This window comes from Microbacterium sp. WHRI 7836, from assembly GCF_040223885.2.
Classification (GTDB): Bacteria; Actinomycetota; Actinomycetes; order Actinomycetales; family Microbacteriaceae; genus Microbacterium; species Microbacterium oxydans.
In genome coordinates this window covers 152,562-176,159 of the sequence record NZ_CP168171.1, presented here as the reverse complement: position 1 = coordinate 176,159, position 23,598 = coordinate 152,562, and the positions used below count along the sequence as shown (strand labels likewise).

24 protein-coding genes are annotated in these 23,598 nt (G+C 67.9%); 11 read left to right on the top strand and 13 right to left on the bottom strand.

What is annotated here, in order from left to right; genetic code table 11:
* Positions 1-5: 5 nt before the first annotated feature.
* Genes ABRP18_RS00870 through ABRP18_RS00845 form a run of 6 tightly spaced genes read right to left on the bottom strand, consistent with a single transcriptional unit; the run spans position 6 to position 6,318 of the window.
* Complete coding sequence (locus ABRP18_RS00870; protein ID WP_046748107.1) at positions 6-860, bottom strand: ABC transporter ATP-binding protein; 855 nt, start codon at positions 858-860, stop codon at positions 6-8.
* The gene (locus ABRP18_RS00865; protein WP_113680819.1) at positions 857-1,654 is read right to left on the bottom strand and encodes an ABC transporter ATP-binding protein; all 798 of its coding nucleotides are present in this window, start codon (positions 1,652-1,654) and stop codon (positions 857-859) included. Before ABRP18_RS00865 ends, ABRP18_RS00870 begins: the two co-directional genes overlap by 4 nt.
* Positions 1,655-2,503 carry an ABC transporter permease gene (locus ABRP18_RS00860; protein WP_061017457.1) on the bottom strand — a complete coding sequence of 283 codons (849 nt, stop codon included), beginning with the start codon at positions 2,501-2,503 and terminating at the stop codon, positions 1,655-1,657.
* The gene (locus tag ABRP18_RS00855; protein WP_349885264.1) at positions 2,500-3,450 is read right to left on the bottom strand and encodes an ABC transporter permease; all 951 of its coding nucleotides are present in this window, start codon (positions 3,448-3,450) and stop codon (positions 2,500-2,502) included. The genes ABRP18_RS00860 and ABRP18_RS00855 overlap by 4 nt, the downstream gene beginning before the upstream one ends.
* A 5-nt stretch (positions 3,451-3,455) precedes the next feature.
* Positions 3,456-5,099: an ABC transporter substrate-binding protein gene (locus tag ABRP18_RS00850; RefSeq protein WP_349885263.1), complete on the bottom strand. Its 1,644-nt coding sequence runs from the start codon at positions 5,097-5,099 to the stop codon at positions 3,456-3,458.
* A gap of 34 nt (positions 5,100-5,133) precedes the next feature.
* Positions 5,134-6,318: a C45 family peptidase gene (locus tag ABRP18_RS00845; RefSeq protein ID WP_349885262.1), complete on the bottom strand. Its 1,185-nt coding sequence runs from the start codon at positions 6,316-6,318 to the stop codon at positions 5,134-5,136.
* 103 nt (positions 6,319-6,421) lie between these two features.
* Between ABRP18_RS00845 and ABRP18_RS00840 the strand changes: the two genes are divergently transcribed.
* On the top strand, positions 6,422-7,309 hold the full coding sequence (locus tag ABRP18_RS00840; RefSeq protein ID WP_193762169.1) for a MurR/RpiR family transcriptional regulator: 888 nt from the start codon (positions 6,422-6,424) through the stop codon (positions 7,307-7,309).
* Positions 7,310-7,350: 41 nt separating this feature from the next.
* Here ABRP18_RS00840 and bsh read toward each other — a convergent pair whose 3' ends face one another.
* The 5 genes from bsh to ABRP18_RS00815 form a co-directional block, all read right to left on the bottom strand.
* Positions 7,351-8,328 carry a choloylglycine hydrolase gene (bsh, locus tag ABRP18_RS00835; RefSeq protein WP_141368065.1) on the bottom strand — a complete coding sequence of 326 codons (978 nt, stop codon included), beginning with the start codon at positions 8,326-8,328 and terminating at the stop codon, positions 7,351-7,353.
* A gap of 143 nt (positions 8,329-8,471) precedes the next feature.
* Entirely contained in the window at positions 8,472-9,380 is a 909-nt protein-coding gene (locus tag ABRP18_RS00830) for a glycine betaine ABC transporter substrate-binding protein (RefSeq protein ID WP_046748102.1), read from the bottom strand.
* Between the two features lie 53 nt (positions 9,381-9,433).
* A complete protein-coding gene (locus ABRP18_RS00825; RefSeq protein WP_046748101.1) occupies positions 9,434-10,393 on the bottom strand; it encodes a proline/glycine betaine ABC transporter permease in 960 nt (319 codons plus the stop codon).
* Positions 10,393-11,712, bottom strand: coding sequence for a glycine betaine/L-proline ABC transporter ATP-binding protein (locus ABRP18_RS00820; protein WP_058630835.1), 1,320 nt, complete (start codon positions 11,710-11,712; stop codon positions 10,393-10,395). Before ABRP18_RS00820 ends, ABRP18_RS00825 begins: the two co-directional genes overlap by 1 nt.
* Before the next feature lie 338 nt (positions 11,713-12,050).
* Positions 12,051-13,361: a methyltransferase gene (locus ABRP18_RS00815; RefSeq protein WP_349885261.1), complete on the bottom strand. Its 1,311-nt coding sequence runs from the start codon at positions 13,359-13,361 to the stop codon at positions 12,051-12,053.
* 90 nt (positions 13,362-13,451) lie between these two features.
* Between ABRP18_RS00815 and ABRP18_RS00810 the strand changes: the two genes are divergently transcribed.
* The 7 genes from ABRP18_RS00810 to ABRP18_RS00780 all read left to right on the top strand — a co-directional run bounded on the left by ABRP18_RS00810 (position 13,452) and on the right by ABRP18_RS00780 (position 20,060).
* Positions 13,452-14,438 carry an ABC transporter ATP-binding protein gene (locus ABRP18_RS00810; protein WP_349885260.1) on the top strand — a complete coding sequence of 329 codons (987 nt, stop codon included), beginning with the start codon at positions 13,452-13,454 and terminating at the stop codon, positions 14,436-14,438.
* Positions 14,432-16,057 (top strand): polyketide antibiotic transporter, encoded by a 1,626-nt coding sequence (locus ABRP18_RS00805; protein ID WP_349885259.1) that lies wholly within the window; start codon positions 14,432-14,434, stop codon positions 16,055-16,057. The genes ABRP18_RS00810 and ABRP18_RS00805 overlap by 7 nt, the downstream gene beginning before the upstream one ends.
* Before the next feature lie 10 nt (positions 16,058-16,067).
* Positions 16,068-16,556 carry a helix-turn-helix domain-containing protein gene (locus ABRP18_RS00800; RefSeq protein WP_349885258.1) on the top strand — a complete coding sequence of 163 codons (489 nt, stop codon included), beginning with the start codon at positions 16,068-16,070 and terminating at the stop codon, positions 16,554-16,556.
* A 245-nt stretch (positions 16,557-16,801) separates the two neighbouring features.
* Complete coding sequence (locus tag ABRP18_RS00795) at positions 16,802-17,191, top strand: GntR family transcriptional regulator (protein WP_046748097.1); 390 nt, start codon at positions 16,802-16,804, stop codon at positions 17,189-17,191.
* Entirely contained in the window at positions 17,188-18,102 is a 915-nt protein-coding gene (locus ABRP18_RS00790; protein WP_061015282.1) for an ABC transporter ATP-binding protein, read from the top strand. Before ABRP18_RS00795 ends, ABRP18_RS00790 begins: the two co-directional genes overlap by 4 nt.
* Positions 18,102-18,788 (top strand): hypothetical protein, encoded by a 687-nt coding sequence (locus ABRP18_RS00785; RefSeq protein ID WP_349885257.1) that lies wholly within the window; start codon positions 18,102-18,104, stop codon positions 18,786-18,788. Before ABRP18_RS00790 ends, ABRP18_RS00785 begins: the two co-directional genes overlap by 1 nt.
* Positions 18,789-18,935: 147 nt before the next feature.
* Positions 18,936-20,060: an aromatic acid exporter family protein gene (locus tag ABRP18_RS00780; protein ID WP_113681128.1), complete on the top strand. Its 1,125-nt coding sequence runs from the start codon at positions 18,936-18,938 to the stop codon at positions 20,058-20,060.
* A gap of 5 nt (positions 20,061-20,065) precedes the next feature.
* Here the strand turns inward: ABRP18_RS00780 and ABRP18_RS00775 are convergent, their stop codons facing one another.
* Positions 20,066-20,656, bottom strand: coding sequence for a helix-turn-helix domain-containing protein (locus ABRP18_RS00775; protein ID WP_046748094.1), 591 nt, complete (start codon positions 20,654-20,656; stop codon positions 20,066-20,068).
* A gap of 74 nt (positions 20,657-20,730) precedes the next feature.
* On the opposite strand from ABRP18_RS00775, the gene ABRP18_RS00770 reads away from it, so the two are divergent.
* Positions 20,731-22,098, top strand: a complete 1,368-nt coding sequence (locus tag ABRP18_RS00770; protein ID WP_349885256.1) for an MFS transporter — start codon at positions 20,731-20,733, stop codon at positions 22,096-22,098.
* 24 nt (positions 22,099-22,122) lie between these two features.
* Here ABRP18_RS00770 and ABRP18_RS00765 read toward each other — a convergent pair whose 3' ends face one another.
* Positions 22,123-22,341: an SCO4848 family membrane protein gene (locus ABRP18_RS00765; RefSeq protein WP_113681125.1), complete on the bottom strand. Its 219-nt coding sequence runs from the start codon at positions 22,339-22,341 to the stop codon at positions 22,123-22,125.
* A gap of 70 nt (positions 22,342-22,411) precedes the next feature.
* Here ABRP18_RS00765 and ABRP18_RS00760 point away from each other — a divergent pair, with 70 nt between their 5' ends.
* Positions 22,412-23,092: an RNA polymerase sigma factor gene (locus ABRP18_RS00760; RefSeq protein ID WP_231589697.1), complete on the top strand. Its 681-nt coding sequence runs from the start codon at positions 22,412-22,414 to the stop codon at positions 23,090-23,092.
* Complete coding sequence (locus ABRP18_RS00755) at positions 23,089-23,544, top strand: hypothetical protein (protein WP_113681124.1); 456 nt, start codon at positions 23,089-23,091, stop codon at positions 23,542-23,544. Before ABRP18_RS00760 ends, ABRP18_RS00755 begins: the two co-directional genes overlap by 4 nt.
* Positions 23,545-23,598 lie beyond the last annotated feature (54 nt).

The following is a 23,598-nucleotide window of genomic DNA, read 5'->3' as shown; positions in this document are numbered from 1 at the left end:
CCGGCCTACTTCCGGTCGCCCCGACCGACGACCTCCATGCGCTGCGTAAACGTCATCCGGTCCTGCACGACCCGCTCCGGGTCCCACCCCGGACCGGGGGTCGATGCGATGAGGAGCTGCGAGTACGGGTGCTGCGGGCTTCGCAGCACCTGGCCGGTCTCTCCGTGTTCGACGACCGTGCCACGGAACAGCACGAGCACACGGGAGCAGAGCTCGCCGATGACGGCGAGGTCGTGACTGACGAACAGATAGCTCACCCCCGACTCCCGCTGGATCTCGGCGAGGAGTTCGAGCACCTGCGCCTGCACGGAGACATCGAGTGCGGACACCGCCTCGTCGAGCACGACGAGACGGGGAGACACCGCCAGGGCGCGCGCGATCGCGACGCGCTGTCGCTGACCGCCCGACAGCTCATGGGGCTTCGCGTCAGCGTGCCGCTCGGTGAGCCGCACGCGATCCAGCAGTTCGCCGATCGTGCGGTCGGGGTGCGACCCCGTGCCCTGCTCCCGCAGCCTCAGGGTTCGCCGCAGCGCCTCGCGCACGGTCAGCCGTCGATCGAGCGACCCGTTCGGATCCTGGAACACCATCTGCACCGCACGAGCCCTCGCAAGACGCTCGGCTCTGCCGCGCGGTCGACTGAGGCGGTCGACGCCGTCGATCACCGCGGACCCCGCGTCGGCGCGTTCCAGACCCACGAGGATCCGAGCGATCGTCGATTTGCCCGAGCCCGACTCACCGACGAGGCCGAGCGCCTCACCCGACTCGATGGCGAAGCTCACGTTGTTCACCGCGACGACGCGCTCGGATCCCGGACCCATCCGAAAGGCCCGATACAGCTCGGAGACCTCCACCAGACTCATGACGCCTCCTTCGTGTCGAGTACAGGGGCCGCGGCGATCAGCGAGAGCGTGTACGGATGAACCGCGTCCGCGAAGAGCCCCGGCTTCGTGAGCGTCTCGACTATCTCGCCCTGGCGCAGGACATGGATCCGATCGCAGATCGCCCCGGCCAGAGCCAGGTCGTGGGTGATGAAGAGCATGCCGAGACCACGGTCGCGGATCTGCCGTTGGAAGATCGCGATGATCTCGGCCTGCGTCGTCACGTCGAGCGCACTCGTCGCCTCATCGGCGAGCAGGAGCGCGGGATCGGTGCTCAATGCGGAAGCGATGACCACGCGCTGGAGCATGCCGCCCGAGAGCTCATGCGGGTACTGTCGCATTCGCCGCTCCGGGTGGGTGAGTCCCACCGCGGCGAGGAGCTGGACGATATGCGCCTCGGCGCGGCCCCGTCGCCAGCCGTGCACGCGGACGAGTCGTTCGGCGAGTGAATCCCCGATGCGACGCACGGGGTTGAGCGCGGAACGCGGATCCTGCTGCACCAGCGAGACGGATTCGGAGCGCACGCGCCGCCGGGTCTTCTCATCGGCCGCCACCATCTGGGTCCCGTCGACGCGGATGCTCCCCGCGATCGTCGCCTCATCGCCGTAGAGGGCGAGGGCCGCGCGCGCCGTCGTCGACTTGCCCGAGCCCGACTCCCCGACGAGCCCGACGAGCTCGCCGCGGTCCACCACGAGGCTGACGCCGGTGAGGATCCGAACCGCGTCGTCGCCTTCGCCGAACGCCAGATCAAGGTCCTGTATGTCGAGGAGCATCATTCATCCCTTCGCAAGCAGTCGGTCGGCCACGCGCACCCCGGCGACGTTCACCGCGATGACGACGATGGCGATGGCGGCACCGGGGACGAGCGTGGGAAGGAACTCCCCCTGGATGATTCCGGGTTGCCCCTCCTGGACCATCAGGCCCCACTCCGAGCTCGGAGGCTGCGCCCCGAACCCGAGAAAGCTGAGCGTCGCGAGACTCATGAGGGCTTCGCCGAAGAGGACGACGAGATACCCGACGAGCGGAGGGAGCAGATTCGGGATGACTCCGCGCACGCAGATCGTCAGGCCGCCGAGCCCCTGAACCCGGTACGCGTCGATGTAGGGCCGCGTCATCTCGCTCAGAGCCAGGCTGCGCGTGTACTTCGCGATGACCGGCGCGTATGCGAGCGCGAGCGCCACGATCGCCGTGGCCGGTCCCTTGCCGAACACGGCGATGACGAGCACGACGAAGAGCAGTCCGGGGAACGCGAACATGACGTCGGTCACGCGGGCCAGGACCGTATCGATCCATCCGCCTCGCCACGCCGCCAGGACACCGATCGCCACCCCGAGCACGGTGGCGAGCGCGAGCAGCACGACCGGTCCGACGAGTGTCTCACCCGCTCCGATGAGAAGCCGGGAGAAGAGGTCGCGCCCGAGCTGGTCCGTGCCGAGCAGGTGCTGTGCGCTCGGCCCTTCCCAGATCGCTCCGAAGTCGACGCTGTCGGCCTCGTAGGGGGCGAGGAGCGGGGCGAAAGCTGCCGCGACCGCGATGAGCGCGAGGAGGCCGCAGGAGATCCAGAACCCGACGTCGGATCCGGAGCGCCGACGGCGGCGCACCCGTGGGAGGAGCACGGAGGTCATGCGGACACCGTCCTTCGTCGGATACGGGGGTCGAGCACGGGAAGGAGCAGATCGACGATCGTCGTGACGATCATGTAGGCGACGACCATGAACAGGAGCACCGCCTGCACCACCGGGAAGTCGTGCGTGTTGATCGCGTCGACGAGGAGCGAGCCGACGCCGGAGATCCCGAACACCGTCTCGACCGCGACCGTTCCGGCGATCATGCTCGCGATGACGAGCGCGACCATGGTGATGATGGGGCCCCAGGCCCCGCGCAGGACATGATCGCGCACGATGTACCGCTCGCGGAGACCCGAGGCTCGGGCGGCCTCGACGTGTTCCGAGGAGAACTGCTCGATCATGGACTGTCGTGTCACGCGGCTCACGATGGCGAGCGCGGTGATGGCGAGGGTGAGCGCCGGGAGCGTGAGCGCATACAGACGATCGAGTCCAGCGGAACCCGCACCTGCCACGGGGAACCATCGCAGTTCCACGGCGAAGAGCGCGACGAAGGCGATTCCCAGCACGAAGGAGGGGATGCTCGCTGCGAGAGTCGTGAATCCGATGATGGCGGTATCGGCCCCCTTTCCTCGGCGCACGGCCGCGACGATGCCGAGGCCGATGCCGACGACCGTGAGCACGACGGCCGCGTAGGCGACGAGCGACAGGGTGATGGGCACCCTCGCCGCCAGGAGCGCGCTCACGGGCTGGTGGTACTGGAACGACTGTCCGAAGTCGCCGGTGAGGACTCCGGAGGCCCAGTGCCAGTACTGGACGAGCATCGGCTCGTCCAGGTGGTACTGGGCCCGGACGCTCGCGATCCGCTCCGGCGTCAGGTTCTCGGGGTTGCCGATGAGGAACGTGACCGGGTCACCCGGCGCTGCGTACATCGCAGCGAAGATGATGAAGGAGGCGATCACCAGCGTGAAGACCATGCCGGCGAGCTTGCGGAGCGCGAATGGCATCGTGACTACCCCTTCGCGCTGCCGAGATCGACGGCCCACGGGTAGTAGATGAACGCTGCAGAGGCGGGGACACCCGTGACCGCCTTCGACATGATGAGCGTCGACGGCGTCGCGACGACCGGGATCCACACCGCGTGCTCCACCCAGCGCTTCTGCAGCTCTGTCGTGATCTCGGCGCGCTCGACGTCATCCGTCGCGGCGTAACCCTCGTCGACGAGCGCATCGTATTCCGGGTCGGAGAAGACGCCGAAGTTCACGCTCGCATCGGACGCGCCGTTCTTGTAGAAGCCGAGGGGGTCGTTCTTCGAGATGTAGTACTCGTCGGGCCACAGATCGGCCTGGCCTCGGAGGTCGGGGTCGGAGTAGAAGTCGCCGTACTGCACCTGCGGGATCACGGTGATCTCCGCCTCGAGCCCGATCGATTGCGCCGCGGCGACCAGCGCATTCGCGATCACGTTGTGCGTCGAGGAGCCGTTCGAGGCGACGACGATCGGGGCGGAAGGGGCGCCGGCCTCGGCGATCAGGTCCTTGGCCGCCGCGAGATCGGCCTCGCTCGGCTTCGCGGGCGCGCCCTCGAGAGCGTCGTAGGCCTGCTCGAAGGTGTCGGCCTCGTATCCCCAGGCTCCCGAACCGACGGGTGTCTTCCACGGCTGGGCGAGACCGCCGAAGGCAGCCGTGGCGACGCCGGTCCGGTCGAGGGCGAGCGAGAGGGCCTGCCGGATGCGCTCATCCGTCAGTGCGCCGCGATCGGTCGTCTCGAGCACCCACGCGTTCGTCGAGGGTCCTTGATACACGGACACATCGGCGCTCCCGATGAAACTCCGGGCGGCGCCGGCGTTCTCGAGGAACGACCCCTGGGCCTCGCCCGTCGTGACCGAGTTGGCTATCGCGGTCTCGTCGGCCCATCGGAAGACGACCTCGTCCGTGAGGGCATCGACGTCGGAGTTCCAGTACTCGGGGAACCTGGTGATGGTGAGCTGCGACCCCGCGTCCCACGACGTCACCTGGTACGGCCCGCTGCACGCGGAGGCGGAGCCGGGGCTGCCGAAGCCCTCCCCTTCGGCTTCGATGACGCGCGGGTTCCAGACGATACCGCCGTCGCCCGCCATCGCCTGGAGCAGAATCGCATCCGGCTGCGATGTCGTGACAGTGATCTGGTCGGTGCCGGTCTGCTCGATCGAGACCACGTTCCGGTACTCGTCGGATTCGGCGGCACCGTCCTCGGAGTGGCGCTGCATGCTCCACACGACGTCCGCCGTGCTCACGGGGCTGCCGTCGTGGAACAGCGCCCCCTGCCTGATGGTGAAGACGAGATGGGTGTCGTCGGTCCACTCGGCGTCCGATGCCAGCCCGGGACCGAGGGTCAGGTCGGGCTGCACCTGCATGAGCCGGTCGCAGACGTTCGCGAGAACCGTGTCGTCGGCGGTGGTGGCATCGATGTCGGCATCGAGTGTCGTCGGCTCGCCGCCGAGCATCCACGTCACGCTCTCGAGCGGACCGGAGGCGGCGGGTGTCGTCGCACCGAAAGGCACGTCGAGGGCGGCGTCGCCGTCTTCGCCCTTCGACCCCGAACTGCAGCCGGCGAGCACGAATGCCGAGGCGGCGAGCACGCCGATCGTCACGGTGATGGGGTGATGCTGCTTCTTCATTGAACGCTATCTCCTCGGGTTCTCAATCTGTCGGTCAGGGGGAGGGGAGTTCGTCGTGCGGGCCGTCGTAGAGATTCCAGGGCAGCACCTCGTACTCGGTTTCGCAGGGGAATCCGTTCGCGACGCGGTATTCGCCGGTGGTGAGGTCGACACAGCTCGAGAGGAGCGTCGACCACTGCTTCACCGAGGGGGAGTCGGGATGCGGATGTGTGCAGACGCCCTCGGGGAAGCCGAGGTGATCCGACATCGCCTCACGCACGAGCGCGTAGCTGTGTTCGGGGTTCTCCGCACGAGCGACCGCCGCCAGCCCGGCCTGGACACGCGGCAGACGAAGCAGCGAATCCGCTGCCACCGGAAGGTAGGACCCGGCGAGCTGCGGCGGCACGGAAGCCTGGAAGTGGTTGGTGTGCGCGATCACGCCGCGTTCGGGATAGATCCAGTCCACGCCGCTCGGCGTGGTCTCGAGGTCGATGCCGAATCCGCTGCGGTCGGCGAGGAGCGCATTGCTCGCGATATGGGGACGGGTCTTGACCAGCATCCTGAGCGCGCTCGCGATATCGCCCTGATCGAGCACGAGCCGGCGGATCAGGGTCTGCGGCACGCCGACCGCCGCCCCGAAGCTCCCCCCGAGGCCGTTGGCGTTCAGCGAGATACCGGCGGAGTTGGCACCGTGGCGTCCCACCTGCCCGGCTTCCACCTGCATGATCACCGTGGGAAGCGGATCCTGCACGACGCGGACGATGAGGGTCGTTCCCGCGGTGCGCGTGCGCCAGTCCCAGTTCTGCCCGACGAGCGTGTGCCCGGTGCCGCTGCCCTCACCTGTCAGGAAGAACGACGTGCAGCCGTCGACGGCGTCGTCGCGCTCGTCGTCGGCGGCACGGGCCGCGGTCCTCGTGACTCGCGACGGTCCCTGGTGGTCGTAGACGAACTCGCCGCGCACGTTCAGCGTGACGATCTCGGCGAAGGCGACACCCGCCCCCTCCGCGATCCCCCGCATCTCCTCGACGAGGTGCGGCGCGATCTGCTCGCTGATCGGAACCCATCGCGAGACGGAATCCGTGATCCCGGCCCAGCTCATGCCGGTCTGTTGGGTCAGCGCTTCCGTGTAGTACTCGATCGAGCCGGCGATGAGGTCGGCGGCGGCTTCGCCGTATCGGCGCCCGCGCTCGCGGGGCGCCCCACTGATCTCGATGGTGCGGATCGGTGTCGTGGCCGCCATATGACCTCCCTGTCAGGTGCGCCTGTTGCGCAATGAGGTTGCACCCGGGATGATTGAATCATCCGTTACGGATGATGCGCCTCTCGAACAGAATGATACAGCAATGGAACCGTTTGTAACAAGCGATACAGAGAACCCTGCGCTCTCCGGCCTCCGCGCGCGCATCGCCAGGACGTGGAACGACCTCTCGAAATCCGAACGTGCCGTCTGCCGCGTGCTCTCATCGACCTCAGCCGAGCACATCCTCTATGCGAGCGCCGCCGAACTCGGCACCCAGAGCGGCACCTCGAACGCCTCCGTCGTGCGCACCCTGCAGAAACTCGGATACTCGGGCCTCTCGCACCTGAAGCAGGAGGTGGCGGCTCCGTTCTCGAGCAGCGTCTCGCCCGAGGTACGACTCAAGACCCGCATCGAGCACATCGGCCAGGACCTCGCCCGCATCCAGCAGGAGACCTGGGATGAGGCGGCGTCGCTCATCGAACTCGCACGCAGCTCGAACGACGACGCTGCGTATTCCGCCGCCATCACGCTGCTCATGCGCGCCGAGAGCATCTACTGCTACGGCCTCGGCGCCTCCGGGATCGCCGCTGACAACCTCGCACTGCGCCTACGACGGACGGGACTCTCCACTCGGCGGCTCAGCACCGACGGATTCCGTCTCGCAGACGAGGTCCTGAACCTCGAGGCGAAGGACGTCCTCGTCATCTTCGCGCCTGGACGGGTCACCCGCGACATCGATGTACTCCTGGACCACGCACAGTTGATGGGCGCCGGCGTCATCCTCGTGACCGACGAGCTCCACGAGAGGCTCTCCTCCCGTGTCGACGCGATCCTGACCGCACCCCACACCCCCACAGGACTGACTTCCGAGAGCCTCTCGGCGATCCTCATCTCAGACGTACTGGTCCAGGGCATCTCCGCTGTCGCGCCCGATGCGGCATTGCGCTCTTCGCAGCTGCTCAACGACGTTCGGGCACGACTGGGTTACTGAGCCCCCGGCCGCTGCCCCCCTCTCACACGGCTCCGGTCTTGTCAGTTCTGCATGGAGATCTGCTGCCCTTCGACGAGCGGGTAGGCGACCAACTCGGAGCCATCGAGGTCCTCACGGTGCATGTCGACCCCGGTGATCTGGCTGTTCTCATAGGTCGTGTAGTAGTAGATCCCCTTGTCGGCGTTGCAGCATGACGAGTAGATGGTGATCTCGTACTTCTCCTCGTCGCCCACTTGCACGCATCCGCGCTGCTGGGCGACAGAGCCGAGGATCTGGAAGAACTGGCTGATCGACTCCGACTCGGAGCTCCCCGAAACGGAGTTCATCCGCGTGAACACCGCCTTCACGAATCGTGATGACGACGACAGGTCCCCGGGGAGACCCATCCCGCCCATCCCCCGGCTGTAGGTATCCAGAGGCACGTCAGGGGCGAACGTGTTCTGCGGCTGCCGGGTCGACAGATGCATGTAGTCGTTCAGCCGGAAGCTCTGGATGTCGAACGTGGGATTGTTGGTGAGAACGCCCCAGGGATTGTCGTACACCTTCAGGCCGTCGTGGACGCTCTCCACCGTGATCGAGGCCGCACCGTCCGAGATGATCCAGTGCAGCGGCGACAGCGGGAACTGCGCGCTGAACGAGATGTCGGCGAGGTTCACGGTCTCCAGCGCTTCCTTCACCTGCGCCACGGAGTCGAACTGCCCCAAGACCCACGGGATGAACTCGAAGGGGGTGACGTTGGTCGCCTCGGAATCCTCCGCCGGGTAGTACGCGTTGTCGGGGAAGTTGAGCCCGGCCATACCGAGCCCCTTCTCATTGACCGCGTCGTAGTACAGCGGGTACCCGTCCGAGATCGTCGCGATGCCGATGATCGCGTGATGCGTAGGCATGGACGCGAGTCGGCGGAACGGGAACGAGAAGTTCCTCGGCGTGATGGTGACCGTCTCGTTGTACGAGAACTCGAGATCGAGATTTCTCCCGAAGTAGTGGTCGACGGTGGTGAAGCTCAGTCCTGTGCACATCGTTCCCTCTCCGTTCCGGGGCCCGGTCGGGTCCTCGAACGGCCATGGTCGCACTCGTGGTCGCCCAGCGTAAGGGGGGTGACGCAAGCGCGAAGGAGGGCCTCCCGGCGCGGGAGGCCCTCCTTCGTGAAGCGGGAGCGGTGTCAGCTGGTGACGGTCCAGTCGAACTGGTCGCCGTACTGCTTCAGCCACTCGTCGACCGCGTCGGCTTCCTTGCCCTCGCCGTACTCGTTGACCACGAGGTCTTCGAGCGCACCGTACTGCTCGTCGTCGAGCTTGATCTTCTCGATCAGCTCGGCGGCCTCGGGGAACTCCTCGGCGAAGCCGTCGGTGCCCAGGAAGTGCAGGCCCTCGGCCTTGCCCATCGCACCCTTCGGGTCCTCGAGGTCCTTCACGGGGAAGGCGTCGTTGGCCCAGAACGGACGCCACAGCGTCACGACGATGTCCTCCTGCTTGTCGGTCGCGGTCTTCAGCTCGGTGAGCATCGCCGCGGTCGACGAGGTGACGAGCTCGTACTCGCCATCGAGACCGTACTCGGGCATCATCTTCTGCGTCTGGGCGGTGAGGCCCGCGCCCGGCTCGATGCCGTAGATCTTGCCGTCGAACTCGCCGCCCTTGCCCACGAGGTCTTCGATCGAGTTCAGCTCGGAGTACTCCGGAACCGCGAGGGTGAGCTTGGCGTTCTCGTAGTACTTGCCGAGGTCTTCGATGTCGTCACCGTACTTCTCCATGTAGGAGGCGTGGGTGAGTTCCGGCCACGCCGAAGGATAGATGTCGACGTCGCCCTGGGCGAGCCCGGTGTAGAGCGGGCCTGCCTCGGTGAGCGTCTTCATCTCGACCGTGTAGCCGATCTTCTCGAGCTGGTCCTGCAGCAGGTAGGCGGTGCTCAGCCCATCGGTCCACGAGGGCAGGAAGCCCAGCGTGATGGTGCCCTTGTCGTCGCCGCTGCCGTCGCCGCCGCCCGTGCCACCGGCGCCGTCGCTGCTGCAGCCCGCGAGGGTGAGCGCGGCTGCGGCGCCGAGTGCGGTGATTGCGAGGATCTTCTTCTTCATGTGATTTCTCTCTCTTGCGTTCCGTATGGGTGTTGTTCCGTAGGTGATGGGACTCAGTGCACGAGTTCCGGGTTCGCGGCGTCCTGCTGCGCGGACGTCTCGGGAGCGGGAGCGGATGCTGTTCCGCCACCGTTCCCGCGCGGGGTGCGACGCCGTGCGAGCATGCCGAGCAGCGACGAGCGGTTCTCGCCCGGAGCTCCCAGCGCCGCGGTGACCCGGTCGAGGAAGACCGCGATCAACACGACACCGAGGCCGGCCTCGACGCCCTTGGGGATGTTGATGGTCGAGATCGCCTCGACCACCATCTTCCCGAGGCCGTCAGCTCCCGCCATTCCGGCGATGACCGCCATCGACAGGGCGAGCATGATGACCTGGTTGACGCCGGCCATGATGGTCGGCATCGCGAGCGGAAGCTGGATGCCGCGGAGGATCTGGCCCGGCTTCGCGCCGAACGCCTGACCGGCCTCGACGGTCTCGGAGTCGACACCGCGGATGCCCAGCTCGGTCAGACGCACACCTGGGGGCAGGGCGAAGATCACGGTCGCCACGAGGCCGGGCACCACGCCGATGCCGAAGAACACGATCGCCGGGATCAGGTACACGAAGGCCGGCATGGTCTGCATGAAGTCGAGCACGGGCTTGAGCACGGCGCGGACGGTGGCGTTGCGCGCCGACCAGATGCCCAGCGGCACGGCGATCAGCACCGCGATGATGGCGGCGACGAGCACGAGCGCCAGGGTCTGCATCGCGGGAACCCACAGGTCCATCCCGACGATCAGTCCGAACGACACGACCGTGCCGATCGCGAGCTGCCACGAGCGCACGACCCAGGCGATGAGCGCGGCGATCACGATGATGACCACGAAGTTCGGGGCGAGCAGGATGCTCGTGAGGCCGTCGACGAGGAAGCTCATCACGAACGAGATCACGTCGAGCAGACCGTCGAGGTTGTCCTTGACCCAGTCGACGACGGACTCGATCCAGGTTCCCACGGGGATGCGGAAGCCATCCATCAGCGCACCTCCTCCGTCTCGACCTGGGCTCCTGAGCTTGTCGAGGGGCCCGGGTCGGCGGTCCACCCGTCATCGAGCACCGCATCGATCTCGGCCTGCGGCATCGGCATCAGCGGAAGCGTGATCTCCTCGGTCGCGCCGGGCCCGGGGCCGAGGGCGGCGAGCAGCGTCACTCGCGGGATCACCCCGACCAGACGGCCTTCGGCATCCGTGACCGCGAGCGGCAGGGGAGACTCGACGGCCGGCACGAACAGGTTCATGAGCACGTCGTCCTCGCGCACGCTCTGCAGCACGGGCTTGATGATCGAGTCGAGCGTGGTCGCACCGTTGCGCACGAGCTTCACCGCGTCACGGTCGGTGACGACACCGATGAGCTGCCGGTCCTTGCCGACCACGTACGTGGCCGACATGTAGGCGTCGCGCATCTGACGCAGGGCGGTGCGGGGTCCCGCGGTGTGCGGCACGACGGGGCGCGGGCGCTCCATCACGTTGGCCGCGGTGAGCACGCGGGCACGGTCGACGTCCTGCACGAACTGCTCGACGTAGTCGTTGGCCGGGTCCATCAGGATGTCTTCGGGTGTGCCGATCTGCACGATGCGGCCGTCGCGCATCACGGCGATGCGGTCACCGAGGAACATGGCCTCGTTCAGGTCGTGCGTGATGAACACGATGGTCTTCTGGAGCTTCTGCTGCAGTTCGAGCAGCTGCTCCTGCATCTCGCGCCGGATCAGAGGGTCGAGGGCGCTGAACGCCTCGTCCATCAGCAGGATGTCGCTGTCGGCGGCGAGCGCACGGGCGATGCCGACGCGCTGCTGCATGCCACCCGAGAGCTCGGACGGGAGCTTCTCACCCTGGCCCTCGAGCCCGACCAGCGAGAGGATCTCCTCCGCCTTCGCCAGGCGCTCGGCCTTCGGGGTGCCCTTGAGCTCCAGCGGGTACGCGACGTTCGCGGCGACCGTACGGTGCGGCAGCAAAGCGAAGTGCTGGAACACCATCGAGATGCGGTCACGACGGATCTCGCGAAGTCGCGACGACGGAATGCCGGTGATGGGATCGCCGTTCACGGTGACGGTGCCGTCGGTGACGTCATGCAGCCCGTTGAGCATGCGGATGATGGTGGACTTGCCGGATCCCGACAGGCCCATGATGACGAAGATCTCCCCGCGATTCACGGAGAAGCTGGCGTCGATGACCGCGGCGGTGCCGGCATCCGCGACGGCGGTTCGGCTCTCACCGGCCTTCAGCCGACGGACGGCGGCGTTCGGATTCTTACCGAAAACCTTGTACAGATTGCGCGCTTCGAGAGCGATTTCGGACACGTTTCCCCTGCGGCTCGCCTTCGGGTGGCTGAGCCTGCTTCGGTTACGCCCGGGTGATCCCCTCAAGGCCGTTCGACATGTCTGCTGTGGCGGCACGGACGGCGGATTTCGGATCCACCGCGATAGAGCATCGACCGTACGTCCACGCCTCTTCGCAGCACAGCTCATCGAAAGAAGGACGTGGTCGCGGACTGGTCTTCGGGCCGTCAGGCCCACAGACCAACGTAACGAAATGGCCGATCAGGGGCAAATCCCGGTCGCGCGGGGTGGCCTCGTTTCGGTGGCTGACCGGGGGATTGCACGGGTATTCAACAATCCCTCCCGCGGTGGTTCCGCGGTCAGGAATCCGAGGTCTGCGCGCTCCGGATGCTGCGTGTGACGGTGAATTTCGGGGTGCGTTCGACCTGCTCGGTCGACCCCACCAGCCGGGTGAGTTCAGGGCGATAGGCGAGGGAGGAGTTGTACACCGTGAAGAGTTCTCCGTCGGGCCGGAGCACACGCGCCGCGGCCTCGAACAGCCGCGTCGCCGCTCCCGTGTGCACGCTCGCGCCGAGGTGGAACGGCGGGTTCAGGAGCACCACGTCGAAGGAGGCATCGGGAAGCGCGGAGCCGGCGTCGTCGTGGGTGACCGTGACCCTGTCGGCGACTCCGTTCGCAGCCGCCGTCGCGCGGGCGGATGCCACTGCAGCGGCAGACCGGTCGGTGGCCGTCACCTGCGCTTCGGGGTGCGCGAGGGCATAGGACACGGCGAGCGCACCGGTGCCGCAGCCGAGGTCGAGCACACGTCGGGACGCAGCGTCGTGAACGACTCCGGAAGGACGTCCATCTTCCCTCCCGCTCCGGTGCGAATCGCGCCGATCCGGGGCATTCTTGCCGAGTTGCGCACCGGTCAGGCCGAGCACCTCCAGCAGCACTCGGGTTCCGATGTCGAGGCGCGGCCCCGCGAACGCGCCTCCGTGGGCGACCAGCGTCAGCCCGTCGTGCTGCGCCGCCACCGGGAACGGCCGGTCCGCGGCGGCGGGGCGCGGCTCCGCGGCCACGATCAGTCGCGACTTCCGCTCGGCGCGTTGGGCCTGCACGTGCGCGAAGCTCCGCCCCAGCACCTCGTTCTGGCCGAGGGACATGTGCTTCACGCGGCCTCCGGCGACGAGCACCACGTCGGGAGCAGCCCAGCGGGCCACGGCGTCGGCGATCTCCTCGAGTTCCGCGAGCGACTTCGGCAGCTGCAGCAGCACCAGTTTCGCGCCGGTGAGCAGGTCGGCATCGAGCTCGTGCGGGTGGAACAGTCGGCCGAAACCCAGACCATCCGTCTCACGCTCGGCGGGTTGCCCCGCGACGCGCCCTGCCCCATTGAGGTCGTCTCCGTTTCGGCCGGAAGCACCCGCAAGCCCGAGCTCTTCCGCATTGCGCTGCAGTGCCAGGCGGCCGGTCGCGAGGTCCTGATGCACCCGGATGCCGTGGCGCCCTGCCGCGGCAAGAGCGAGCGTGATCGCGCCGTACTCGTCGCCGATGACGACCGTCTCGGAGCCGTCCACGTCGAGCGCGAGCGCCCGTTCCACGAGCAGCAGGTCGGTCGCGTCATATGCCTGCAGGTTGTCCGCCTCGACGTCGGGCCAGCGGCGCAGGCGACTGTAGGGGAACTCCGGCACCAGCCCACTGTACGCGGGCGTCGTAAGGATTTCGCATGTGTTGTTTTCGCCCGATTCACAACTTTGTGAATCGGGCGTACGCTCCCGCGCATGACCACCGTCATCGCCACCCGCAATCTCACGAAGCACTACGGCCACACGCACGCACTCGACGGCCTCGATCTCACCGTCGAGCAGGGCCAGGTGCACGGGTTCCTCGGCCCGAACGGCGCGGGCAAGTCGACCACCATCCGCATCCTCCTCGGCCTCGCGCGGCGCACGGGGGGTGAGGTCGAGGTCTTCGGCGAAGACCCCTGGGAGCGCGCCGTCGACCTGCATCGACGCATCGCCTACGTGCCAGGAGACGTCAGCGTCTGGCCGAACCTGTCCGGGGGCGAGGCCGTCGACCTGCTCGCACGACTGCGCGGCGCCCGTGCGAAGGACGCCGCCTACCAGCACGAGAAGAAGCGCCTGATGGACGCGTTCCAGTTCGACCCGCGCAAGAAGGGCCGCGCCTACTCGAAGGGCAATCGGCAGAAGGTCGCTCTGATCGCGGCGTTCGCCGTGCCTGCCGACCTCTACGTCCTCGATGAGCCGACCAGCGGACTCGATCCCCTGATGGCGGTCATCTTCCAGCGTGAAGTGGCCCGCGCCCACGCGAACGGCGCGACCGTGCTGCTGTCGAGCCACATCATGAGCGAGGTCGAGCAGCTGTGCGACCGGGTGTCGATCATCCGCGCGGGCCGCGTCGTGGAGGCGGGAACCCTGGCGGAGCTGCGTCACCTCACCCGCAGCGACGTGTCGTTCGCCTCCGCCGGCGCCACCCTCGAACAGGTCGGCCGCATCCCGGACGTGCACGACCCCGTGCAGCAGGGCGACCGCATCCGCCTCTCCGTCGACAGCGATCGCACGGCGACGGTTCTCCCCACACTCGCCACCCTCGGCATCAGCGACCTCCGCGTCGCCCCGCCCTCGCTCGAGGAGCTGTTCCTGCGCCACTACGGCGATGACCTCGCCGGCCTCGAAGCGGCCGAAAACGGCGAGGCGGAGCACGAAGTGCCTTCCACCCGCCGCGCGCTGAAGGACCGTGCGTGGTGACCACGTTCGGCGTGCTGCTGAGACAGCGACTGCGCCGCGATCGGCTGCAGCTCGCGCTGTGGATCGTCGGTACGGCCCTGATGGCCTTCGCCGGATACGCCGGTGTCAGCCAGTCCTACTCGACTCTTGCCGACCGGCAGAACATCCTCGCCGCCGCGCTCGCGAATCCGGTGATCCTGATGTTCCGCGGGCTGCCGTCCGGCACGTCCGAAGGGGCGTTCCTGGCTTTCGAGGTGCTGCCGTGGCTGGCGTTCCTCGCCGCCCTCATGAGCACATTCCTCGCCGTGCGGCACACCCGGGGCGACGAGGAGGCAGGACGGGCTGAGCTCGTCTGGGCCACCCCCGCCGGGCGCCGCCTTCCGACGGTCGCGACGATCGCGCACGGGGTCCTCGCGAACGTCGCCCTGGCCCTGCTCACGGCGCTCGCGCTGGTCGCCACCGGCCTTCCGCTCGCAGGATCGGTCCTGGCGGGGGCCGCAGCGGCGTCCTGCGGCATCGCGTTCCTCGGCGTCGGCCTCCTCGCGGCGCAGCTTCTGCGCACCTCTCGAGGCGCGAACTCCCTGACGGTCTGGGCGCTCGTGGCGATGTTCCTGATCCGCGGCATCGGCAACGCGGCGGGCACCCCGAGCGACGATCTCACCCGCATCACGAGCGCGTGGCCGGCGTGGCTGTCCCCCTTCGGGTGGGTGGAGCAGTCCCGCCCCTACGACTCCGACCTGGTCTGGCCGGTGCTGCTCGGCCTGGCCTTCGGACTCGTGCTCGCCGGCGCATCCGTCGCCCTGCAGTCGATGCGAGACATCGATGCGAGTTTCGTCGCGGAGCGCCCCGGCAGGGTCTCGGCACGGCCCGCGCTCACCTCGCCGCATGCCCTGGTGTGGCGGCTCACGTCCGGGGCGATCGTGGGGTGGGCGGTCGGCGGAGCGATCACCGGCATCCTCGCCACCACCCTGAGCGGACTGGTCGACCGGATCTCGGGCGAGAACCCGGCCGTGGCCGACATCCTGACCAAGATCGGCGGAGCGACAGGCGGGCTCGACGAGGTCGTGGTCACCGTGTTCTTCACCCTTCTCGGCATCCTCGCCGCGTGCTGCGCCGTGCAGATCGTGGTGCGCGCACGGCAGGAGGAGGCGCACGGCACAGCCGAGGCCGTGCTGGCGACCCCGGTCGGTCGTGTGCGCTGGCTCGCCGACTACGTGATCGTCGGCGTGGTCGCGGTGCTGATCGTGGTCGCCGCCGCGGTGCTCGCCGGGTGGGTCGGCATCCGCGTGAACGGCGGCGCTGAATCGCTGTACCGCATCGTGGCGGTGGCGGGGCTCGGCCAGGCGTTCGCCGCATCGGTCTTCGCCGTCCTCACCGCGCTCGCCTTCGTGCTGCTCCCCCGCGCGACGACGGCCGTATCGTGGAGCCTCGTCCTGCTGGCGACCCTGTTCGGGATGTTCGGTCCGTTGTTCGGACTGCCGGAATGGACGATGAACCTCTCGCCCTTCGGGGTGACCCCGGTGGTGGACGGCAGCGGCGTGGATGTGCGCGGCCTGTGGTGGCTCGTGCTCGCCCTGGTCGCGGGAGGCGCAGGAGCCCTGACCCTGATGCGACGCCGTGAGCTCGCCCCCGGAGCCTAGGAGGAGCACGATGCCTGACGACCGCGACGCACCCTCGCCCGACTCCCACCGCGGGACGGAATCCGCCGAGCAGGCCGCCGCCATGATGACCGCCGCCGGGATGCCGCGGATGCCTGCGCGCGTGATGATGGCGCTGATCGCCGCTCCCGAGGGCGGGTACACGGCCGCGCAGCTCGGCGAGCGTCTGGGCGTCTCGGCCGCTGCCGTCTCCGGCGCGGTGCGCTACCTGCAGCAGCTGCACTTCATCCAGCGTCGATCGCGCCCCGGCGACCGGCGCGACCGCTACGAGTTCGTGCACGATCCGTTCTACAGCTCGATCATCGGGAACATGCCGGTGTACTCGCGCCTTTCCGAGTACATCGACGAGATCGCCGCGGAGCACGCCGACGATCAGGGCGCCCACGACCGCGCGATCGAGCTCGCCGAGTTCTTCCGCTTCCTCTCCACCCGCATGCTGCAGATCGTCGAGGACTGGCGCGCCCTCCGCCGCGACTCCTGACCCTCGCCCCACACCCACACCCACACCCACACCTTCCTCGCACACCCGCACCCGCGCCCGCGCACTCCTGCCAAAACGGAGACCATTCGTCCGCGCCCGGCGTGTCTCCCCGGAGGCGGATACCAACGCGCCGAGCGGGCACCGGATGGTCTGGGTTTTGGCACCAGCGACGAGCCCCTTGACACCCGCGTGAGTTATATGGTTACTTAGTCAAGTAACTAACCCACGAACCACGCGGAGGACTCGTGATCGAAGAAGGCAAGCCGCTCTTCCTCCAGATCGCCGAGCAGATCGAGGACTCGATCGTCGACGGCACACTCAGCGAGGAGGCGCAGGCTCCTTCCACCAACGAGCTCGCCGCGTTCTACCGGATCAATCCCGCCACCGCAGCGAAGGGAGTCGCCATGCTCACCGACAAGGGAGTGCTCTACAAGCGCCGAGGCATCGGCATGTTCGTCGCCGACGGTGCCAGGGAGCTGCTCCTCGGCGAGCGCCGCGCCGCGTTCGCCGATCGCTACATCGACCCGCTCCTCGCCGAAGCCCGCACGCTCGGGCTGGGCGCGGAAGATCTCGCGGCACTGCTCAGGCAGCGCGCCGCACTGACCATCGACGCAGAAGGGAAGACCCCCGCATGACCGCCGTCATCGAGGTGCAGAACCTCACCAAGCGCTACAAGGAGAAGCGAGCACTCGACAACGTGTCGCTCGCCATCGAGGGAGACGCGATCTACGGCCTCCTCGGCCGGAACGGTGCAGGCAAGACCACGCTCATGTCCATCCTCACCGCGCAGAACTTCGAATCATCCGGAACCATCAAGGTCTTCGGCGAGCACCCGTACGAGAACGCGCACGTGCTCAGTCGGATCTGCTTCGTCCGCGAGAGCCAGAAGTATCCGGACGACGCGTACCCCAAGCACGCTTTCAAGGCTGCGAGCCTGTTCTTCCCGAACTGGGACCAGGCGCTCGCCGACGAGCTCATCGCCGAGTTCCAGCTGCCGATGAAGCAGACGATCAAGAAGCTCTCGCGCGGCCAGCTGTCCGCAGTCGGGGTCATCATCGGTCTCGCCTCGCGCGCCGAGATCACCTTCTTCGACGAGCCGTATCTCGGTCTCGACGCGGTCGCCAGACAGATCTTCTACGACCGACTGGTGGAGGACTACGCGGAGCATCCGCGCACGATCATCCTGTCCTCGCACCTGATCGACGAGGTGTCGAACCTCATCGAGAAGGTCATCGTGATCGACGATGGGCGCATCCTGCTCAACGAAGACACGGATGCGGTCCGCGAACGCGCCGTGACCGTGGTGGGCGACGCCGCCAAGGTCGATGCCTGGGTGGGTGCGCGGGAGGTGCTGCACCGGGAGTCGCTCGGCCGGGTCGCGTCGGTCACCGTCCTCGGTGCCGTGTCGTCGGAGGATCGCGCCGAGATCACCGCGTCAGGACTCGACCTCGCACCCGTCTCGCTGCAGCAGCTGGTCGTGCGGCTCACGCAGAAGGTCGCGACCGATTCCACGAGAGAGAACGCAGCGAAAGAGGAGGTGCGCTGATGCGACGCACATTCAACGTCGTCCGCCTGCAGCTGATCAACAAGGGCACCTTCGTCTGGTACCCGCTGATCATCCTCGCGGCTGCCGTCGTGATCTCGATCATCATCTACGCGATGATCCCGGTCGACACCCCCAAGTACGGCGGCGGAGGCCAAGCGCCCCTCTGGTACTTCTTCGCGATCGGCATGTCGGCGATGACCCTGACCTTCCCGTTCTCGCAGGCCATGAGCATCACCCGCAGGGAGTTCTTCTTCGGCACGCTGCTGACGGCGATCCTCGGCAGTGCCCTCATGGGAATCCTGTTCCTGATCGGCGGCGGCATCGAGGTCGCCACGAACGGCTACGGCGTGAACGGCTACGTCTTCTACCTGCCGTGGCTGTGGGACGCCGGGCCCCTCGGCGCCTTCGTCGTCTACTTCACACTCGCCCTGTTCTTCTTCGTGCTCGGGTTCACGGGCGCGACGATCTACAAGAGCTGGGGGCAGCTGGTCCTGCTCATCGTGGGCATCGGGCTGGCGCTGGTGCTCATCGGCCTCGTCTTCCTGGCGACCCGGCTCGACCTGTGGAACCACGTCGGCGCCACGATCATGGACCTCGGGGCGGTGGGACTGGCGCTGTGGGGTCTCGTGCTCACCGCGGTCTTCACGGGAGTGTCGTTCCTCGCGTTCCGCAGGACCATCCCCTGATCCTCCGCGAGAGAACACGAATGCCGCGACCGCACACCCCGTGCGGTCGCGGCATCGTGGCTTTCGTCAGCGGATCCCCCTAGCTGCGGAGCACGGCGGAAGCAACCGGGTGCCGAAGAGCCGCGACGGTCACTACGCTCGGTGCGCGTGAAGATCCCTCCCCGTCTGCGGGCCCGCCGTTCGGGTATCGCCCGCTCGCTGCATGAGGCCGTGCTCCCCGCGCGGCTCCTGCTCGTCGTGAAGACGATGCTCGCGGTCGGGCTGGCCTGGGCGATCGCACCGCACATGCCCGGTGTCACCGACGAGTACCCCTACTACGCTCCGCTCGGCGCGCTGGTGAGCATGTATCCGACTCTGATGGGCTCGGCGAGATCGAGTCTGCAGACCTTGCTCGGGCTGGCCACCGGAATCGGCCTCGCGACACTCATCGTGATCACGGTGGGTCCGACCTGGTGGTCGATCCCTCTCGTCGTCGGCCTCGGCGTACTCGTGTCGGGCACGGGCTGGTTCGGCGTCGGTCGCGAGTATGTGCCGATGGCCGCCCTGTTCGTGCTGATCATCGGCGGACAGAACGCCGACGACTACTCGCTCGGGTATCTGACGCAGATGGCGGTCGGGGTGGTCGTCGGCCTGGTGGTGAACCTGGTCATCGCGCCGGCGCCGCTCACCATGGCAGCAGCAGGACGGGTGGCCGACTTCCGCGAGCAGCTGGCCGCGCATCTGCACGACATCGGCTCGGCGGTCTCGGAGTCGTGGCCTCCCGAGCACGAGCAGTGGGCTGATGACGCGGCCTCGCTGGCCGATACCTCCTCGGAGTTGAGGGCGGCCCTGACCGAAGCGGAGGAGAGTCGCCGCGGCAATCCTCGCGCCAAGGGACACCGCTCGCGGATCCAGCAGAGCCACGATGAGCTCGCCGCCCTCGATCGCATCGGCCACCTCATCCGCGACATCGCCGACGAGATCGCCGACACCATCTGGGAGCGGCCGGCAGGGCTCGCGCTCGACCCCGCCCTCCCGGGTCCGCTGTCGGCCGCGTGCCATGCGGTGGCCGAAGTGATCGCGCACGGCGATGCCTCCTCGAGCGAGGATCACCGCGTGCGCGCCGAGGCGGCGCGGGCGATCCGGCTGCTCCTCGAGACCGTCGACGACCGCACGGTCGACGTCCGACGGTCGATGGGTCCGGGAGTGCTCACCGCGATGCACCTGCGACGCATCCTGATCCTGAGCGGTACAGGCTCCCCCTCCGAGAAGAGGGAAGAGGAGGTCGAGTAGCCGCGTCAGATGGTGTCGTCGGCGGCGATCACATCCACCTGCCAATAGCGGCCATCGGGGTCGGTGTCATCGTGCGCATCGTCGGCAGCGCTCATCACGTCGTTGATCTTCACCATCAGGTCGTCGAATTCGGCCTCGGTCAACCGCATCGTGCGCTGAGTGAAGGCGGCATGCACCTCTGCCGTGCGACCGGCGACGTATTCGGGAGTCCAGGCTGTCACGCGGCGCATCAGGTCGTGGTGATCCTCGACCAGCGCGGCGATCACGGCGCTGCCGAGTTCCTCGTCGGCGACCGGACTCTCCGGGCCGCCCACATTGAGGGGACCCTTGTGCCCCGTCCAGACGCGGTCGCGTCGATCGCGGGCCTTCTCCGGCGCCTCTTCGATCAGCCCGGCATCGGCGAGCGCGCGCAGGTGGAAGCTGGCACTGTTCGCCGGCACGCCCAGTTCCGCGGCGATGTCGGCTGCGCGGAGGAAGTCCCGCCGGGCGAAGAGGCGGATCATCCGGCGCCGAAGCGGGTGCGAGTAGGCCTTCAGCATGGCCGATGTCATCCAGGCGGGGTCATCGCGCGCGCTTTTCGTGCGATCCTCCGTCATCCCCCGATCCTACCCGCACTTCCAATTGCGCAATAAGCCTTGCGCAATACTTCTTGCGCATCTAATCTCGACGCATGACCACCCTCACCGAGCCTCATCGCCTGTGGCGGAACACGCGCTACCTCACCTGGTTGGTGAGCGATACGAGCAAGGGGCTCGCCGGCGCGCTCTTCGCCTTCGCGATCCCCCTGCTCGCTCTGATCGTGACGAACGACCCCGCTCAGGCGGGCATCATCGGCGGGGTCGGGATGGCGGCCCGACTCCTCACGACCCTTGCGGGCGGCGTGCTGGCCGACCGCCATCGCCGTATCGCGCTGATGCTCCTCGGCTCGCTCATCGGCATCGTGCTGGCTGGCGGCTTCACGCTTCTCGCCCTGGGGGACGCCCTGACCTTCGGGTCGTTGCTCGTGGTCGACGTGCTGCTCGCCGCACGCAGCGGACTCTTCGACGTTGCGGGCGAGAGCGCCATCAAGGAGATCGTTCCCGACGACGCGATGGGGCGCGCACAGGCCGCGAATCAGGGGCGCGATGCCGCTCTCCAGCTGGCGGGTGGTCCGCTCGGTGGTCTGCTGCTCGGCGTCGGCGGCTGGCTCGTCGGTGTGGTCATGACCCTGTGCCACGTGATCGCGGCCCTGACCGCGTGGATGCTGGGGCGTCAGGCGCGTCGCGCCGGAGTGGTCGATGCGGGCGAAAACCCAGACCATCTGCGTGCTGCGCGGCGCGTCGAGCCCGAACACGCCGCGGACACGGCGGATGGTCTGGGTTTCGGCACCTCGACGACCCCGCCCGCGGCGAAGCCCGACGCGTGGAAGGAGCTCCGCGAGGGGTTCGGGTGGCTGCTCTCCCGTCCCGACCTCGGCGGGGTGCTGCTCATCACGACGGTCATCAACCTCGGCTTCAACGCCACGATCACCACCATCATCTACGCCCTCCAGCAGGACGGACATTCCGAGCTTCTGATCGGCACCCTGAGCGCGTCGATCGGCGCCGTGATGCTCGCGGGAGCCGTGGTGGCCCCGCTGCTCATCCCGCGCATCAAGGCCGGAATCCTGGCGATCACGGGGCTCTCCGTGATCTCGGCGGGTGCCATCGTGCTGGCGATGGTCACCGACCCGCTGATCATCGCCGTGGTGCTCGGCGTCTCGGTACTGCTGGTCCCGGCGCTCAATGCCGGCATGATGGGCTACTTCATGGTCGCGACCCCGAGCCACCTGCTGGGGCGTGCCAACAGCGCTGCCGGTGTTCTCGGCATGGGCGCGATGCCGCTGGCACCACTCATCGCCGGCTTCGGCCTCGCCTGGATCGGCCGGGAGTGGACCATCCTGGTGTGCGCAGCGCTCTGCCTCGTCGCCGTGGCGATGGCCCTCGGCAACCGGGCGCTGCGCGCTCTGCCCGTCGAGTCCCGCTGGGCCGAGCACGCGAAGCAGTACGAGAGGGCCTGAGCTCCCGGGAGAAGGCGGTCGGCGCTAGAGCGCTCCGGTCAGCGCGGCGATCCCCGCCAACAGGGACACGAGAGCCAGCACGAGCGCGACCGCGATGAGGACGGCATGCACCTTGAGGAACGCCGTGGCCTTGCCGTTCTCGTCCCGCGCGCGGGGGTCTTTGGACACGCGCTTGTAGAACTGCGGCCAGACCAGAACGTTGAAGGCGGCGTTGAGGAACAGCACGATGGCGAGGGGGATCACCCCTCAACGGTATCGACTTCTTCTATGGGCCTCCCCGCACGATCATCCGCGCGGATTCTTGGATGCAGACATGTATCAGAAAGCCCTTGCCGCGCTCCTGGTAGATGTGATCACAATGGGCTTCATGATCGACGGTGCACCCGGCACCGCTCACGATCCTGCCTCGGACGACGGGCGCGCACGCTGGGAGCGCGCCGCGGATCTGTTCGACGCATGGCGCGAGAGCGACAGCCGCGCGATGGACGAGCTCGTACGGCTGATGACGCCCGTGCTCTGGCACGTCGTGCGCGCCTATGGGCTGGAGCGCACCCTCGCCGAAGACGTCGTGCAGACCACCTGGCTGCGACTCGTCCGCGGCCACGACTCGATCAGCGACTCACGGGCCGTATCGGCCTGGCTCACGACCACCGCCCGCCGGGAGGCCTGGAAAGTCGCGAAAGCGCACGGCAAGGTCGACACGACCGAAGCGGATGACCTCGACACACTGCTGCCCGAACAGGCGTCGGCCGAAGAGCACGCCACCCTCGGCGACGAGAACCGGCGGCTGTGGGCGGCTGTGCGGCGTCTGAACGAGCGCTGCCAGAAGCTGCTGCGCGTGATCGCCTTCGAGGATCGTCCGGACTACGCCCGCATCGCCAGCGACCTCGCCATGCCCGTCGGCAGCATCGGCCCCACGCGGAACCGGTGCCTCGCCAAACTACGCGCCCTGCTGGACGCGCCACCGACAGCGCAGGCAGGGGGATTCGCATGACCGAAAACGAGGACGCCCAGGTGTTCGCCCGGCTCCGCTCCCTGTGGAGCGAGGTCGATCCGATGCCCGCCGGCCTCATCGACCGCATGGTCGCCGCAGTCGCCGCCGACGGGCTGAACCGTGAATACGCGCTGCTCACTCTTGTCGAAGGACAGTTAGGCGCGGTGCGGGGCGAGGCCGACGCGCTCACCCTGCAGTTCAGCGACGGATCGACGAGCATCCTGCTGCACGTGACGACGACGGCTTCCGGACGCCGCCGCGTCGACGGCTGGGTCGACACCGCAGCCGCCGAGATCGTCCTGACCCAGGGCGAGAAGACCAGGTCGATCACGCCGGAGGAGACCGGACGCTTCGTGTTCGACGACGTCCCGCCCGGCCTCACGCGCGTTCAGCTGACCACCGTGATCGGGGACGAGACGCGCACACTGGCGACCCCGCAGTTCGAGCTGTGACCACGGGCGCCGCCCGTCGATGAAGACGCGGGTCCACCCGCAGGAAGAGGATGA

Bases quoted from the DNA above. Each gene is read 5' to 3' on its own strand.
- ABRP18_RS00870 (WP_046748107.1), bottom strand. From the start codon at position 860: ATGAGTCTGGTGGAGGTCTCCGAGCTGTATCGGGCCTTTCGGATGGGT.
- ABRP18_RS00865 (WP_113680819.1), bottom strand. From the start codon at position 1,654: ATGATGCTCCTCGACATACAGGACCTTGATCTGGCGTTCGGCGAAGGC.
- ABRP18_RS00860 (WP_061017457.1), bottom strand. From the start codon at position 2,503: ATGACCTCCGTGCTCCTCCCACGGGTGCGCCGCCGTCGGCGCTCCGGA.
- ABRP18_RS00855 (WP_349885264.1), bottom strand. From the start codon at position 3,450: ATGCCATTCGCGCTCCGCAAGCTCGCCGGCATGGTCTTCACGCTGGTG.
- ABRP18_RS00850 (WP_349885263.1), bottom strand. From the start codon at position 5,099: ATGAAGAAGCAGCATCACCCCATCACCGTGACGATCGGCGTGCTCGCC.
- ABRP18_RS00845 (WP_349885262.1), bottom strand. From the start codon at position 6,318: ATGGCGGCCACGACACCGATCCGCACCATCGAGATCAGTGGGGCGCCC.
- ABRP18_RS00840 (WP_193762169.1), top strand. From the start codon at position 6,422: ATGGAACCGTTTGTAACAAGCGATACAGAGAACCCTGCGCTCTCCGGC.
- bsh (WP_141368065.1), bottom strand. From the start codon at position 8,328: ATGTGCACAGGACTGAGCTTCACCACCGTCGACCACTACTTCGGGAGA.
- ABRP18_RS00830 (WP_046748102.1), bottom strand. From the start codon at position 9,380: ATGAAGAAGAAGATCCTCGCAATCACCGCACTCGGCGCCGCAGCCGCG.
- ABRP18_RS00825 (WP_046748101.1), bottom strand. From the start codon at position 10,393: ATGGATGGCTTCCGCATCCCCGTGGGAACCTGGATCGAGTCCGTCGTC.
- ABRP18_RS00810 (WP_349885260.1), top strand. From the start codon at position 13,452: ATGACCACCGTCATCGCCACCCGCAATCTCACGAAGCACTACGGCCAC.
- ABRP18_RS00800 (WP_349885258.1), top strand. From the start codon at position 16,068: ATGCCTGACGACCGCGACGCACCCTCGCCCGACTCCCACCGCGGGACG.
- ABRP18_RS00790 (WP_061015282.1), top strand. From the start codon at position 17,188: ATGACCGCCGTCATCGAGGTGCAGAACCTCACCAAGCGCTACAAGGAG.
- ABRP18_RS00785 (WP_349885257.1), top strand. From the start codon at position 18,102: ATGCGACGCACATTCAACGTCGTCCGCCTGCAGCTGATCAACAAGGGC.
- ABRP18_RS00775 (WP_046748094.1), bottom strand. From the start codon at position 20,656: ATGACGGAGGATCGCACGAAAAGCGCGCGCGATGACCCCGCCTGGATG.
- ABRP18_RS00770 (WP_349885256.1), top strand. From the start codon at position 20,731: ATGACCACCCTCACCGAGCCTCATCGCCTGTGGCGGAACACGCGCTAC.
- ABRP18_RS00760 (WP_231589697.1), top strand. From the start codon at position 22,412: ATGTATCAGAAAGCCCTTGCCGCGCTCCTGGTAGATGTGATCACAATG.
- ABRP18_RS00755 (WP_113681124.1), top strand. From the start codon at position 23,089: ATGACCGAAAACGAGGACGCCCAGGTGTTCGCCCGGCTCCGCTCCCTG.